Raw genomic sequence first — 15,023 nt, 5'->3', positions numbered from 1 at the left:
TCCGCTCCCCGTTCTCCATGACTGACGCCACGTCACAGCCAGAACATCACCGCCCCACGGTGCGCATCTTCGGCAAGGCCGACGCACGCGTCACTGGTCTGGTCAGCAGCATGCGACTAGAGGAAGCCGAAGGCGGCCTGTGCTCGCTCGAGCTGCGCTTCGAGGCAGTCGCCCGCTACGCCGACACCGTGGCCGATCAGGTCTTCGAGGACGAGCAACTGCTCAGGCTCGGGGCACCCATCGGCATCTACACCGGTCCCGAGAGCGCCCCGCAGGAGATTTTTCGCGGCGTCATCACCGGAATCGAAGCCGTGTTCTCGCACAACTCCGCTCCGGAGTTCGTCGTGCTCGCCGAGGACGCACTGCAGAAAGCCAGGCTCACGCGGCGCACGCACGTCCACAGCGACCTCAAGCTGGCCGAGCTGGCGGAGAAGCTCGCTCGGGACCTGGGCCTGACGCCCATCATCACTGGCCTTCGCGAGTCCCTGGGCCTCCAGGTCCAGTGGAACGAAAGCGACCTGGCCTTCGTGCGGCGATTGCTGGCCACACGGGATGCGGATCTGCAGGTGACGGGTGACGAGCTCCACGTCTCCGCACGGAGCGCGGTGCGCCGGGGCACCCTGGAGCTGACCCTCTACTCGGAGCTTCGCCGGGTGCGCGTCACGGCGGACCTGGCGCATCAGGCCACCCAGGTCACTTGCACCGGGTGGAACGCCATCCAGGGCGCCAGGGTCTCCGGCCAGAGCTCCGGCTCGCGACCCGGCCCGGGCGCGGGGCGTACCGGCGCGGAGCTGCTCCAGCAGACGCTGGGCCCTCGGACAGAGCACCTCGGCTCGCTGCCCGTGTCCACCAGCGACGAGGCCACCGCCATCGCCAGGGCCGCCTTCGATGCGCGCGCCCGGCGCTTCGTCCGCATCGACGCCACCGCGGAGGGCACCCCCGCGCTCCGCGTGGGGACCCACGTGAGGCTCCGCGGCATGAGCGCTCGCTTCGACAACACCTACTACGTGGTCCGTGCCAGCCACCGCTACGACACCCTCCACGGCTACGAGACGGACTTCGAGGCCGAGTGCGCCTTCCTGGGAGAGCCATGACCGACACCGCACACGCTCAGGAGCACCGCCTGCTGGGCGCCATGCTCGGCACCTATCTGGCGAAGGTCGTGTCCGTGGAGGACCCCGAACACCTGGCGCGCGTCAAGGTCCGCCTGCTCACCGCGCCCGAGGGCCTGGCCGATGCGGACGTGGCCTTGTGGGCGCGGGTCGCCGTGCCGTTCTCCGGCAGTGGCTGGGGCGCGCTCTTCCTCCCGGACAAGGATGACGAGGTGGCCGTGGTCTTCGCCGGAGGAGACCCGCGCCAGCCGCTGGTCGTGGGGGGCCTGTGGAACGGGCGCGCCCGTCCGCCGGAGACGCCCGGTGGAAATCGCGTGGACCGCTACGTCATCAAGGCCCGGAATGGCAGCCGCATCGCCATCGTCGAAGCGAGCGAGGGCACCGCGCAAATCACCCTGGAAGTCCCCGGTGGCGTGAGCGCCACGCTGAAGCAGGCCAACCGAGGCGAGCTCACGCTGGAGGCAGCGGGCAACACCGTCACGCTCGCCCAGCAGGGCGTCACCGTCCGGGCCGCGACCACGGTGTCCGTCACCGCCAGTCAGGTGGAGGTGAGCGCCGGTCAGGTCACGGTCAACGCGGCGATGTCGTCCTTCTCGGGCGTCGTGAAGTGCGACACGCTGCAAACCAACTCGGTGATGGGCGTGACGTACACGCCAGGGGCGGGCAACGTATGGTGAGCCACCCCGTCAAGCTGCGCGGGCTCGTTTTCGACGGAGCCACCGGAGCCCCGCTGGCGGCCCAGCGCGGCGCCCCCGCGTTCATCGAGCGGCAGGACCAGGAGTTCGTTCAAGCCATCTTCGGAGAGCTCAGGTCCGAGGAAGGCCGCAAGGCGCTGGCGGGCACCCTCATCTCCGATGGGACGCTCAACCCCCAGGGGCTCAAGCTGCTCCAGCCCGTTCACGGGGTGTTCAACGTGGCCTTGCTGGAGGCCTGCTGCGACGTGTTCGGTGAGCCTCGGGTCGAGGCGACCCGCATCGACAGCGCGGGGCTCGTCATCCGGCGCGTGGGCGCGGGCAACACGCGCGAGGCCTGGGTGCGGCGGGACGGCAAGGTCGCCGGCTGGGTCACGCTCGACGGTGAGGAACAGGAGCGCGACCCCGACCCTGGGCGGCGCGAAGGGCCCGCGGGCCCCGGTCCCGCGGACGTGCGGCGCGAGCTGCTGCGCCTCATGCGTGCTACCAGCCGGGACCAAGAGACCGTGACATCGCTCTTCATCGCGCCGCCCGACGCGTGCGCCGCGGCGAAGCGCACCGTGCTGTACGGGCTCCTCCAGGTGGCGAGCGGTGAAGCACCGGAGGGCGCATCCAGCACAGCGCCCGCGTTCGATGACGCGCAGGTGCGGAGCCTGCTGTCCCCTTACTTCGCCGCGGGAAAGACGGTGGACTGGACAGGGCTCGAAGGCCTGTCGGTCACCTACCAGGACGTCGCCCAGCGCAGATTGTCGCAGGCGAAGCACGACAAGCTCGCCCTGTTCATCGACTTCCTGCGGGGACTGGTCGCGGTGTTCGACGCCTTCCAAGTGCCCGCGCTCATGACGGCGATGAACCGCGTGCAGCTCGACTATGGCAATGGCCAGAAGCGGCCTGCGGGCACGGCGCTCTCCGGGCTGGCGGACGTCCTCGTCCAGGGGAAGACGGGCACGGTGGTGTTGCCTCGTTCGTGGACACATCCCAATGCCTCGGAGGCGGCCCAGGTCCTCCAGGCGGCGAAGGCCGCCACCGCGCCACGGATGCGGGACCTCATTCCTCCCGAGCGGCGCTTCGAGCGGCGTGGCTCGCGCTACGTGGCCAGGGCCTTCGTCCGGGTCCACCGCGAGGATGGCTGCCCACCCGCCATCGTCTGGAGCGAGGAGAGCGCGCCCTTCACCATCGCCGCCTGGCACGAGCGCGGGAAACGGCCGCCCGTCCTCATCCCCCTTCCCTCGCTCAAGGACCTGAGCGCCTTCAAGCCCAACGTCACCTTCCAGGTGCCGCCGGGGATGAACGAGCTGCTGAACAAGAACTCGCCGAAGGACTTCCTCGAAGGCTCAGCCAGTACCCCCGCGGGTCAGGGCATCGGGTGGCTCTGTGGGTTCAACATTCCCATCATCACCCTCTGCGCCTTCATCGTCCTCAACCTCTTCCTGTCGCTGCTGAACATCGTCTTCTTCTGGATTGCCCTCATCAAGATCTGCATCCCCATTCCCGCCTCGCTGCGCGAGCGGTTCGAGGACTGACCGCGCCATGAGCCCGAAGCCTCCCGACAGGCGCCCTCCCGTGGGCTTTCCGCTGCGGCTCGTGCCGGACGAACGCGGCGAGCTGACGTTTCCTTCGCTAGAAGCCAGCGTGCGTCAGTCCATCGAGGTCATCCTCCGCACGCGCCCCGGCGAGCAGCTCATGCGACAGGGCTTCGGCGCCGGGCTGGAACGGATGATGGGGCAGCCCAACACCGTGTCCACCCGCCGGCGCATCCAGGAGCTGGTGCAGCGCGCGCTCACCGAGTGGGAGCCGCGCCTGGAACTCATCCGCGTGGACGTGCTGGAGCTGGCGGACCTGCCCGCCCAGGTCCGCGTGGAAATCGTCTACCGCCTGCGCCGCACGGGTGACGTGCAGCAGCTCGGGCTCGCCATGGACCTCGGAGGCTAGATGCCCATCATTCCTCCCCGACTCGACGACAGGAGCTTCCCGGACCTCGTCGAGGAGCTGCTCTCCCGCATCCCGGGCCATACCCCGGAGTGGACCCATGCCCGCGTGGGCGACCCGGGGCGCACCCTGCTGGAGCTCTTCGCCTGGCTGGCGGACTCCATCCTCTACCGCGCCAACCTCATCCCCGAGCGCCAGCGACTGGCCTTCCTTCGGCTGCTGGGCGCGAGCCTGCGCCCCGCCGAGGCCGCCACCGGCATGGTGAGCGTGCACTTCGACACCGAGGAGCTCCAGCCTTCCGTGTCGCTGCGGGCCTTCGCCTCGCTGCCCAAGCCCGTGCCCTTCGAAACGCTGGATGAACTGACCGTGGTGCACCTCACCGCCGAGGCGTACCGCAAGCGCCCGCTCACGGAGACGGAGCGTCAGCAGCACGCGTCGATGCTGCCCCGGCTCGCGCAGGTCTACGGCCTGGACCCCAAGGCCCAGCACGGCTTCTACGCGACGACGCCCGTGTTCCCCCTCGGCGCCGCTGACCCGCGCGGGCTGGACCTGGTGACGGAGACGGTGGACGGAAGCCTGTGGCTCGCGCTGCTCGCCCCCAAGGCGGAACACGTGGTGGCCCTCCGTGAGGACCTGACGAAGGGGAACGGACAAGGGCCTCGCGTCCTAAGCGTGGGCGTCTCCCCCGTCATGGAGGTCCCCGCCCTGTCCGAGCTGCTCGGGGCGCGCGGCCGGCTGCCACACGTCTGGGAGGTGACGGGCACGCCCGCCGCGGACGGGTTGCCGGTGTACCACCGGCTCACCGTCGTGGCGGACTCGACGCAGGAGCTGTCCCGCCGGGGCGTCGTGCGGCTGCTGTTGCCATCCGACCTGGGCGCGCCGGTCAATGACGTGAGGGCGGACGCGCGCGCCGGCCTGGGCGACCGGCCGCCCCGCCTGGATGACCCGAGGGTAGCGGCGCGATTGGTGACCTGGCTGCGCCTGCGTCCCAGCGGAAAGCCGGAGCGCTTCGCGCTGGGCTGGGTGGACATCAACGCGGTCGAAGTGGACCAGCGCGAGACGACCGGCGGACGCCTGATTGGACAGAGCGACGGCAACGCGGAGCAGGAGTTTCGCCTGCCCTCCGGCTCCGTGGAGCGTGCAACGTTCCAGCTCTTCATCGAAGAGCCAGGGGCGGGCTACCGCGAGTGGCGGCTCATCGAAGACCTCGCGCTGGCCCGCCGCGACGAGCCCGTCTACGCCCTGGACTCCGAGGCGGGCGCCGCCCGCTGTGGAGACGGCGTGCGCGGACGCGTGCCTCCCGCGGGTGCCCAGGTGCTGGTGGCCCGGATGCGCAGCGGCGGCGGCGCCGCGGGGAACCTCCCGCCTGGCAGCTTGAAGGACATCAGCGCCTTCCGGGTCGATGGAAGCCCCGCGCCGGGGCTGCGGGTACAACAACCGGAGCCCACGCTGGGTGGCCGGGACGCGGAGACGCTGGCGGAGGCCGAGCGCCGCATCCCCGCGCTGCTGCGCCACGTGGACCGGGCCGTGACGGAGGAGGACTACCGGCGGCTCGCGGCGAGCACCCCCGGTGTGCAACTGGGGCGCGTGGAGGTGCTGCCCCGCTTCGAGCCAAGGCGACGGCGAGACGGTGTCCCCGGTGTCGTCTCCGTCATGGTGTTGCCCACGGCCACGCGGCTGGAGCCGCCCTACCCGCGGGCGGACCGGCCGCTGCTGGAAGCCGTCCATGCCTACCTGGATGCGCGCCGGCCGCTCACCACCGAGCTCTACGTGATTGGCTGCGAGTACGTCCCACTGGGGCTCGGCGTGGGCATCACCGTGCGCGAGGGCTTTGGCAGGGAGACGGTGGTGCAGGCGGTGCGGCAGGCCGTGCGCCGCTTCATCTTCCCGCTGCCGGCGGGAGGCCCCACCGGAGAGGGCTGGCCGCTGGGCCGGGACGTCCAGGACCGGGAGCTCTATGTCGCGGTGGCGCAGGTCCCCGGAGTGGCCAGCATCGCAGGGGTGAGCCTCTTCGCCTGGGGAACGGTGACGCGCGTGCTGAGAGACCCTCGCCGCGCCGGAGCCTCGGCCGACGTGGCGCGCTTCACGGTGGAGCCCCCTGCTCCGTCCGTCCGGCAGGCCGAGGGCCCGGTCTACCCGAGCTGGCTCCAGCTCAAGGGCAGCACCGCGACGACACCGGTGGAGCTGTCCATCGCGGACTGGCAGCTCCCGGAGCTGCTCAAGGTGGCGGTGAATGCCGACGGAGAGGTGCCGACGATGCTCCACGGCATCGGCGATGAGGGAAGCGGCGGCATGGACTCCTCGCAGGCGGGCGTGGCGGTGCCCATGGTCCCCGAGGTCTGCTGATGGACGCCAACCGCCTCCGGTTCTACATGCTGGCGGACGCACCGGACTGGGTCACGGAGAGCTCGGTCTCCGCGGGCGAGGTGTGTCTCTACGACGCGAAGCGCAGGACGCTCCGGCTGGGAAGCCTGGGCGAGAGCCGCACCTTCGATGAGGCACTCGACCTCGCGGTGCTGGAGCCCAGGCTCGCTCGCGTACCGGGCGCGGTGGACGCATTCGGCACGTGGGCCTGGTGGGACGAAGTGGCCGGGCAGGTGCGCGCGGCGGGCGGAGGCGCTGGCACCACCCTGCGGTTCGAGCCCGCGCAGGTGGGGTTGTCCGGCGCGGTGACGGACCTGTCGCCTGGAGCTGGCGGCATCCTCTACCTCGCGGTGGCCCAGCGCGTGGTGGCGCTCCACCTGCGCAAGGTGTGGTCCGCCGTGGTGTTCCCGGCCGAAGGCATCGCCGCGCACCGCATCGCCGCGGACCCGCGGGGTGGCGCCTATGTCCTGAGCGGTCCGCCTTCCTTCGCGCCCAACGCACCTCCCGCCGTGCTCGGCCGGGTGGACGGGCAGCCGCTTCCGGACGTCCTGTCCATTCCCTCCGGCGCTGGCTTGTTCCGCCCGATGGAAGAGAACCCGGACCCGCCTCGGACCCGCGTGCTGGAGACGCTCGCGTGGCCTGGCGAAGTGCCGGTGGCGCTTGCCTGTGACACCGAGGGACGGCTGGCGGTGCTGAGCTGGGTCATGGACCCGGCGCTCGCGGGTGTGCCCCCAGACGCGGCGCACGCGCGACTGCGCTTCTACACGGGCCGCTTCTCCACGCCCGTCGCGCTCCCGGGCGTGCTGCGGCCCTTCAGTCTCGCCATCCTTCCGGACGGCCGCGCCGCGGTGCTGTCACTGCTCGACGATGGCAAGGTGGAGGCGGTGGCCTACGCGCTCCCGGCCGGTGCGTCAGAGGCGATTCCCCAGGGAGACTACTTTCCCCTGCCCGGCCATGACGGAGGTCCCTTTCTCCAGGGAGCGCAGCCTCCGCACCACGCCGTCACCCCAGGGCTGGCCGACATGGCGCCAGTGCCGCTTCAAGCCCTGTCGCTGCCCCGGTGCGCCGAGCGAGGCCGCGCCGCCAACCCGCCGAACCGGCCCTTCGACTCGGGCGACGGGCGCACGGTGTGGCACCGCCTGTACGTGGAGGCGCTGCTGCCCCCACGCACCGGGGTGCGCGTCTGGCTTGCCGCCACCGATGAGCCACTGGCTCCGCCGAGCGCCTCGCCGCACTGGCACGAGCATCGCCTGGGCCTCATCCCGGAAGCCCCTGTTCATCCAGACGTCCCGCACGGGAGCTGGGTACCGCTGCCGTCGGAGGTGCCGTTCCAACCGGGGATGCTGCCCGCGCCGCCGGCCCCGGGCGAGAGTGGCCTGTTCACCGTCCTCATCCAGCGCGCCCACGCGAAGGTGCGTGCGCTCTCCGGACGGTACCTGTGGGTGCGGGTGGAGCTGTTCGGTGACGGCCGCCGGACGCCCGAGGTGGGAGCGCTGCGCGCGTATGCATCGCGCTTCTCCTACGTGGACAACTACCTGCCGTCCCTCTATCGCGAGGAGCTCTTCGGCGAGGACGCGGACGCTGCCGGCCGGGCGACTCCCGCGGACTTCCTGGAGCGTTTCCTCGGCATCGTCGAGGGTGTGCTGACGCCCATCGAGGACCGCATCGCCCATGCGCACGTGCTCACCGACCCGGGGCACGTGCCTGGTGATTCGCTGGAGTGGCTCGCGAGCTGGGTAGGCCTCTCCTTCGACCCCGTGGTGGGCGAGAGCCAGCGGCGCGCGATGCTCCGGTCCGCGCCCGCGCTCGCCCGGCGGCGCGGCTGCGTCGAGGGCCTGCGCCTGGCGCTGGACCTCGTCACCGACGGCGCGGTGAACCGAGGCGCCGTGGTGGTGGTGGAGGACTTCCGGCTTCGGCGCACGCTGGCGACCATCCTCGGCGCGGACCTCGCGGACACGGAGGACCCGTTGCTGCCGGGCCTGGCCCGGAGCGGGAACTCCTACGTGGGCGACACGCTCTTCCTCGGGGATGAGACGCGCAAGGAGTTCCTGGCCGTCTTCGGGGACGAAACGCTGCAGAGCCGCGCGGAGGCGGAGGCGGTGGAGCAGTTCCTGGAGCGGCTGGCACACCGGCTCACGGTGCTGGTGCACCAGGGCACGGACACGCGGACCCTGGGCCTCATCCGGAAGGTGGCGGAGCAGGAGGCCCCCGCGCACGTGCAGGTCTCCGTCATCACCGCGAGCCGTCCGCTGCTCGTCGGAGTCGCGTCGCTGGTGGGCGTGGACACCTACGTCGGACCCGCCCCCGCCCCCACCTCGGTGCGAGTGGGCCACAGCGTGCTGGGGCTCGCGGACGTCATTGAACGCCCGTCGAGCCTGGACCCCAGATTGGAAGGAGGTTGATGACCATGTCGCCCCCGAATGACGCCTTGCTCGACGCGGAGACGCGAGACCGGCTCCACTACGACACCGGCGTGCTCCTGGACGCGGGAGACTTCACCGCCGAGCAGACCTATCACCGAGGCCGGCTCACCCGGGCCCTGGCGTACCTCCACGGTGTCGGGACGGTGGCCGGGCTCGAGGTGAGTCACCACGAGGGCACCGAGCCGGAGCATGAGGAGCTCCGGGTGTCCGCTGGGCTCGCGTTGGACCCCTTCGGCCGGTTGGTGGAAGTGCCCACGGACGCGTGTCTCAAGCTGGACCGCTGGTACTGGCAGGAGCCACTGGAGATGGCCGACTTCGGCGTCTTCACGCCCGCTGAGTACCGGCTGAGCCCCGATGCCGCGGGATTTCCGCCCACGGGAGTGGTGGCGGACCTCTTCCTGCGCTTCCTCCAGTGCGAGCGAGGCAAGACGCCTGCCTTCGCGGCGGGGCCCTTCGACGCGATGGACGCCGTGGTCGCCTCGCGCATTCGCGACGGCTATGAGCTGCGACTGGTGCCGCGCTCCACGGCGTATCCCCCTCCGGAGGTCCCCAAGAGCCCCTTCCCGGACCCCGTGGACGAACCAGACCCGGTGCAGCGGCGCATCAAGCTGCGGCAGGCCATCTTCAACGCCTGGCGAGGCAGCCGCGAACAGGAGCTGGCGAAGCTGTGGAGCGACACCTTCATCCCGGCCTCGCTGCTGACGGACCCGACCCAGCCCGACCTGAAGATGCGGGATCCCGCGTGGGTCTTCCTCGCCCGCGTCGTCATCGGAGCAACAGACGTGGAGGACGTGCGCGGCACGGAGGTGCGGCCCACGCGGCAGGGGACTGTCTACGTCGACAATGACCTGAGGCCCTTCAGCCTCTCGACCGCCGCGCTCGCCCGGTGGATGGGCGTCTTCTAGGCCCGACTCTCTCGAAGGGGGATAACCGTGTTCAACCCAACCAGTGGACCCGCCCGGGAGAAGCTCACCTGGGAAACGGCACAAGCGCTGGAGACCGCCCGGGCAATGTTGCACGACGACCGGCGCGTGCGCTCCTTCTTCTTCGACGGGCGCTTCCTCACCGCGAAGGACCTCACGCGGGAGCAGAACTACTTCCTCACGCGGCAGGCCGACCTCTCACGCGCCAATGGCACCGGGGTGATGCACGGGCTGACCGTCACGCCCAGCCAGGACCGCACGACGCTCACCGTCCGCCTGGGCCATGGGCTGACACCCGGCGGCGAATTGGTGGTCGTGCCTCGAGACTTGACGGGCATCCGCCTTGACGACATCCCGGAGATTCAACGGCTGGACGCGGCCTTCGGACTCGCCCCCGTGCCACGCGAGCTGGCGCGGAGCCGCTCTGGGTTGTACGTGCTGGTGCTGCGCCCCGTGGAGTACACGGCGAACCCGGTGGCGTCGTACCCCACGTCGATGGGCGCCGCGCGGACCACGCAAGACGGCGACATCATCGAGGCGGTGGCGCTGACGCTCATCCCCTACCCAGACCCGGTGGGCGGCGGCACCTTCGAGACGCGCCGCAGCCGCGCGGCCCATGAAGTCTTCGCCGGTGCGGGGATGCGGAACCTCCCCGTGGACGCGCTGCCGCTGGCGATGCTGGCACTGGACCGAGGCACCCTCCGCTGGCTGGACACCTTCCTGGTGCGACGGGAGGTGGGCGCCGAACAGCGCAGCGTGGTGGGCTTCGGCGTGGCATCCCGGGAGCTGCGTGAAGCCCACGCGCTTCAATATCAGCAGCACCTGAAGGAGGTGCTCCAGGCGCGCCGCGCGGCGGGGCAGAGCGAACGGTTCCTCGCGAGCGAGCACTTCTTCACGCTGCCCGCCGCGGGGACCCTGCCCGCGGCGGCCATCGAGGCGGGCAGCCTCACGGAGTTCTACTTCCCGCCCGAAGTGGACGTCGAGCTGACGGTGGTGGCCGAGGACGAGCTCGGCGCCATCCTCGACGAGTCCATGCAACTGCCCCCCATCGACCTCACGCAGACGGGCGAGGCCCTGGAGTCGGTGTCCGTCCTGGTGATGGTGCCCGTGGCGCGTCATGGCATGGCGCAGCGGCTGGAGGGCCTCCGCGAGGTGCTGCGCGCCGCACCGCTCAAGCTGCGGGCCGCGGCGGTGGGACAGGTGGCGCGGCGACTGCCCGCGCATGCCCTGCTGGACCTCACGCGCCGCTGGCAGGTCCAGCCAGTGCCAGAAGCGCCCGTGACAGACCTGGTGGACGCGGCGTGGAGCGAGCTGCTCTCCGGCTCGCGGACCCTCTGGTATGCCTGCCGGCGCAGCCTGCCGCACCACCACTCCGCGGCGGGCCAGCCGCTGCCCGAGCCGGAGGACCACGACGGCGAGCAGCACTTCGAGGAGCTGGTGAAGAAGCTCCGGCAGGCGGAGCTCTATGACGAGTTCTCCGCCCTGCCCCAGCGCGGCACCGCCATGGCCATTGGCCAGCTCGTTCCCCTGCTCAACACGCTCGCTCACGGAACCACGCGGTGGCAGTTCGCGGGCATGGCCTCCGCCACGCTGCGGTTGGAGCGCCTCCAACACAAGGAGTACATGGCCGCGCTCAACCGCTTCCCTGCCACCGTCAAACAGGGCCTGGCGAGGCTCGAGGCGGAACCCAGCCTCCTGAACGTGCCGCTGGCCACCCTGGCCGCGTCCTACCGGATGCCCGACATCGGGGCCTACGTGATGACGCTCACCGCCGCGGCCTACGCCACGTTCGTGACGGAGCTGAAGAAGCTGCTCGATGAAGGTGTGTCGCTCGACGAAGCGTTCCTGGCGCTGCGGAGCTGAGAGATGATTACCAAGCCGATTGCGGATCCGCTGGCCAACGAGCATGTGCTCCGCGTGGAGCCACGCATGGCGCCCTTCGGCGTGGACGCCGAGTGGCGGAGGAGGGCCCACTTCTTCACGGGACGCGCCGTGTCGGCGGACGCGCTCGCGCTGGAACAGGAACATCGCGCGGGGAGGCTCGCGCTCCTTGGCCAGCACCTCACGCCGGGCATCATCGCCGGGCTGGAGGTTCATCTGGAGCGGGTGGCCACGCAGACCTTCATCCATGTCCGGCCCGGCAGCGGAATCGCCGTGACAGGCGAGGACGTCATCGTCCGCCGACAGCTCCGCGCCCCGCTGGGAAAGATTCCCCTCTTCCCTGGCGACCGGGACCCTTCCACGTTCTCCCTGGAGGTACTCGCCAACGAGGAGCCCCCCGTGGACCCGCTGGCATTTCCCAAAGCCGCGGTGCTGGTGCTGGTCCCCACCACGTCCGTGCTGACGCCACCGGCTTCGCAGACGGACGCCTGCGAGGTGGAACCGGAGTCCCATGCATTCGAGGACGCGGTGCGCACGGAGGGCGCGGCGCTGGTGCTCTGGGGCTGGCCCGAGGGCTGGGACATGCCGCAGGACTACTCCCTGCGCTGGCGCAGCCGACTGGTGTACAGCCTCTTCGAGCGGGAACGCCGTCGCCGGGGTGGACTGCTCGCCCCCTGGGAGCACGCGGGCGTTCCGATTGGACTGTTGGGCTTCGAGCAGGGTCCGGACGGTCCGGAGGCGTTGTTCGTCGACCGGCATGCGGTGGCGCGGGCGGGTGGACTGCCACGCGCGCGCACGCCGTTGCTGAAGTCCCGCGGCTCGCCCGTGCTCTGGCAGGCGCGCATCCTCCAATTCAACGACCACCTGGCGGAGCTTCCCCCGGAGCGGCTCGCCCAGGACAAGGCCATCCTCTACTTCCGCCGCCTGCCGCCGGTGGGCGTGCTGCCTCCCGACGCCGTGGACTACCGCGCCTGGACGCGGCGCTTCTTCCCTGACCGGTTCGAGCTGGAGGCGGTCCCCATTCCACTGGAGCAGCTCGACACGGTGGCGATGGCCAGCGCGGCCCTGGAGCCGCTGGACATCACCCGAGAGGAGCGCGTTCGCATCCTCGTCCCCGTGCCTGGCGCCGTCTATGAGCCGGGGCTGCTGCATGACGCACCGCTGGACCCCGCCTTCCTCGCCGCCATCGAAGAAGGACTTCAGCGCCTGGGCGGATGGCTGAAGCGGCGCATCGTCGTGCGCGCGCGGATGAGCACCCTCAAGGACAACCTGTATGGCGCCACCGGCAAGCACTACCCCCTGGTGGACCCGGAAGCCGACCCGGACGAGGCGCGCTACATCCCCGCCGCCGACCCGACGAATCCCACCGAAGAGGACTACGGAACGTCGGGTGAGACGGTGCCCTCGGCCGAGGCCTACCTCCAGAACCACTTCGAGCCGTCCTGGGGGTTGGCCGTCGATGCGCGCTCCGATTTGCTGCCTCGGCCCCAGGGAGACCCGACGCCCCGGCTGGAGTTCGCAGGACAGCTCACCTCCGCGCCCGTGGTCATCTCCACCGAGGACCGGGCGCATGTGTTGTTCCGGGGACCGTTCTGGACGCTGGGCTACCGGACCTTCGATGGCCGGGCGTGGAGCAAGGTGACGCCCGTGCTCCAGGGCAGGGTCAGGTCACGCTCCGTGCCCGTCGCGGCGATGTGGCCGCGCGGGCGGCTGGACGTCTACTTCCGGGACGACCAGGGCAACCTGCACAACACCTACCTGGACACCCGGGTCAGCAATCAGCCCTGGAGCAGCCCTCGCATGCTGGCGAGCGACGTCATGGGAGACGCCGCCGCGGTGTCTCCCTCCGAGGGGCGCACGGACGTCTTCTACCAGGCCCTCCGAGGGCAGGTCCTCTCACTCTGGTGGATAACCGTCACCGCCTCACGCGTCATCCGGCCGAAGCCCTTTGAGACGCCGCTCGCATTCAAGGGCGAGCCCATCTCGGCGGTGGTGTCACGGGGCCAGCTCATGGCCTTCCTCCTGGACGCCCAGCGCAACATCCAGCAGGTCACCGTCTCCCCGGACCCCACGCAGACCGCGGTGGTCTGGACGAACCACTCGCTGGGACGGGAGGTCCGCTGGCTCAAGGCCTGCGCATCACCGGATGACGGCACCGTGGATCTGGTCGCGCTCACGGGCAGCTCCCTGCTGCACCGGCGCTTCAACGGTTTGGTGTGGAGCGAGTGGAAGGACCTGGGCGGCGGCCATTCGCTCACCGCCGCGCTGTCCGCGCCAGGCAAGGGCGTGCTGGATGTCCTGTCCCGAGCGGTCAACGGACGCATTCGATACGCCCGATTCGATGGCACCAGCTGGACGCCCTGGAAGACGCTCGGCACCGAGGTGGCGCGCTCCGCGCCCGCGGCCATCCGCCGCGGCGACCAACTGGATGTGATTGTCAGGGCGCGTGAGAACCTCCTGTGGCATCGGCCGGTGCGCTCGCCCCTTCACACCACCCAGCGAACCCTGGGCCTGCGTGGGCTGATGCGCGACCTGTCCAACCGGATCCAACGAGTCGATGAGGCCGTGGACGCGGCCTTCCTTCAGGTCCAGTCGGAAATCCATCGCGTCCGCCAACTCATGCTGGGTAGCACCACCTCCGCCGTGATGACGGCATCTCCCGTACTGACGGACGTCGCGCAGGCCGAGACGCGCGTCGCCACATTGACGGATGTGGAGAAGTTCATCGGGGTCCTGAACGCGAAGCGCAAGGTGAGCTGGTCCACGGTCCGCTACCTGGATCAAACCAACCTCCGGGACCGGCTCCTCAAGGTGTCTCCCGTCATCGGCACGCTTCACTCGGCGATGGCCATCAAGCGGGAGGTGCTCGGGAAGCTGTTCACGCTGCTCTCCGGCATGGAGTTCAACCTCGAGGCCGTGCAGGTCCCCAACGTGAAGGTCCCCCCGTGGCGACGGTCACGTGTGCCGCCGGTGGACGGACAGCCACCGCCCATCCCCACTCCGGAGCCGCGCATCGACATTCCGTTGAGCGAGCTGCGTGCCCTGACCGCGGAGGATTGGAACCAGGTGTTCACCGGATACGTGGCGCCCAAGGTACCCACGCGGGCGGAAGAGGCCACCTACTTCTCCATGTCCGTGGCCCAGCTCGAAGACGTGCTGGCCGTGCTGCGGAACCTCGAGGACCGCGTCATGCAATACCGGGAGGCCCTGGAGGAAGGCGGGCGCCTGGTGAGCGTGCTCCGGGCCCATGAGGTACGGGGAGGCGAGCGCCTGACAGTGATTGGCACGGAAGTCTCCGAGTCCCGCCAGGACGTCATGGTGGCTCGCGCGCTCCTGGCCGAGGAGCAGACCCGGCTGCAACGCATCAACGAACGACGCACCCAGGTGCTGCGCGAGCATGTTCGCTTCCTCGTCTACCACCGGCCGAGAGAACAGGTCCTGGACCGCGCCACGCCCGTCCGCGCGTTGGACACCGGCATCTACGAGTCGGAGCTGCCCGCGGCGCTCGCGGAGACACGCGCCGCGCCTCCAGAACTCTGGGCCCTCATCCAGCTCCTGCGAGACGCCCCGCTGGACTGGTTCGCGCAGGGGCCATCGCTGTTCCAGCGCCTGGACCGGCTGGACCTCGTCCACCGGACCCTGGAAGGCGCTCGGCAGCGCGCCACCGTGCGCGTTCCTCCCGCCCTCCCCCAGATCACC

Annotated in this window: 9 protein-coding genes; all 9 read left to right on the top strand. The window is 70.5% G+C overall.

All coding sequences use genetic code 11. The features are described 5' to 3' along the window. Positions 1-17 precede the first annotated feature (17 nt). Positions 18-1,094, top strand: a complete 1,077-nt coding sequence (locus tag FL344_RS27340; protein ID WP_141620603.1) for a phage late control D family protein — start codon at positions 18-20, stop codon at positions 1,092-1,094. After that, complete coding sequence (locus FL344_RS27335; RefSeq protein ID WP_141620602.1) at positions 1,091-1,789, top strand: phage baseplate assembly protein V; 699 nt, start codon at positions 1,091-1,093, stop codon at positions 1,787-1,789. Before FL344_RS27340 ends, FL344_RS27335 begins: the two co-directional genes overlap by 4 nt. Continuing rightward, a complete protein-coding gene (locus FL344_RS27330; RefSeq protein ID WP_228565417.1) occupies positions 1,783-3,327 on the top strand; it encodes a hypothetical protein in 1,545 nt (514 codons plus the stop codon). Before FL344_RS27335 ends, FL344_RS27330 begins: the two co-directional genes overlap by 7 nt. 7 nt (positions 3,328-3,334) lie before the next feature. Next, positions 3,335-3,736, top strand: a complete 402-nt coding sequence (locus tag FL344_RS27325) for a GPW/gp25 family protein (RefSeq protein WP_141620600.1) — start codon at positions 3,335-3,337, stop codon at positions 3,734-3,736. After that, positions 3,737-6,079 (top strand): putative baseplate assembly protein, encoded by a 2,343-nt coding sequence (locus FL344_RS27320; protein WP_141620599.1) that lies wholly within the window; start codon positions 3,737-3,739, stop codon positions 6,077-6,079. After that, complete coding sequence (locus FL344_RS27315; RefSeq protein WP_141620598.1) at positions 6,079-8,499, top strand: phage tail protein; 2,421 nt, start codon at positions 6,079-6,081, stop codon at positions 8,497-8,499. The genes FL344_RS27320 and FL344_RS27315 overlap by 1 nt, the downstream gene beginning before the upstream one ends. 5 nt (positions 8,500-8,504) lie before the next feature. Then, complete coding sequence (locus tag FL344_RS27310; protein WP_228565416.1) at positions 8,505-9,425, top strand: hypothetical protein; 921 nt, start codon at positions 8,505-8,507, stop codon at positions 9,423-9,425. A 105-nt stretch (positions 9,426-9,530) separates the two neighbouring features. Continuing rightward, the gene (locus FL344_RS27305) at positions 9,531-11,306 is read left to right on the top strand and encodes a hypothetical protein (RefSeq protein ID WP_228565415.1); all 1,776 of its coding nucleotides are present in this window, start codon (positions 9,531-9,533) and stop codon (positions 11,304-11,306) included. 3 nt (positions 11,307-11,309) lie between these two features. Next, positions 11,310-15,023: hypothetical protein (locus tag FL344_RS27300; RefSeq protein ID WP_141620595.1), on the top strand; the 3,714-nt coding region annotated here is incomplete at its 3' end.

Source organism: Myxococcus sp. AB036A (assembly GCF_006547355.1).
In the GTDB taxonomy this organism is placed as follows: domain Bacteria; phylum Myxococcota; class Myxococcia; order Myxococcales; family Myxococcaceae; genus Myxococcus; species Myxococcus virescens.
This window is presented reverse-complemented; position numbering and strand designations above follow the sequence as displayed.

What these genes read in the sequence shown, in the direction of transcription:
- FL344_RS27340 (WP_141620603.1), top strand. Translation starts at nt 18, where the DNA reads ATGACTGACGCCACGTCACAGCCAGAACATCACCGCCCCACGGTGCGC.
- FL344_RS27335 (WP_141620602.1), top strand. Translation starts at nt 1,091, where the DNA reads ATGACCGACACCGCACACGCTCAGGAGCACCGCCTGCTGGGCGCCATG.
- FL344_RS27330 (WP_228565417.1), top strand. Translation starts at nt 1,783, where the DNA reads ATGGTGAGCCACCCCGTCAAGCTGCGCGGGCTCGTTTTCGACGGAGCC.
- FL344_RS27325 (WP_141620600.1), top strand. Translation starts at nt 3,335, where the DNA reads ATGAGCCCGAAGCCTCCCGACAGGCGCCCTCCCGTGGGCTTTCCGCTG.
- FL344_RS27320 (WP_141620599.1), top strand. Translation starts at nt 3,737, where the DNA reads ATGCCCATCATTCCTCCCCGACTCGACGACAGGAGCTTCCCGGACCTC.
- FL344_RS27315 (WP_141620598.1), top strand. Translation starts at nt 6,079, where the DNA reads ATGGACGCCAACCGCCTCCGGTTCTACATGCTGGCGGACGCACCGGAC.
- FL344_RS27310 (WP_228565416.1), top strand. Translation starts at nt 8,505, where the DNA reads ATGTCGCCCCCGAATGACGCCTTGCTCGACGCGGAGACGCGAGACCGG.
- FL344_RS27305 (WP_228565415.1), top strand. Translation starts at nt 9,531, where the DNA reads ATGTTGCACGACGACCGGCGCGTGCGCTCCTTCTTCTTCGACGGGCGC.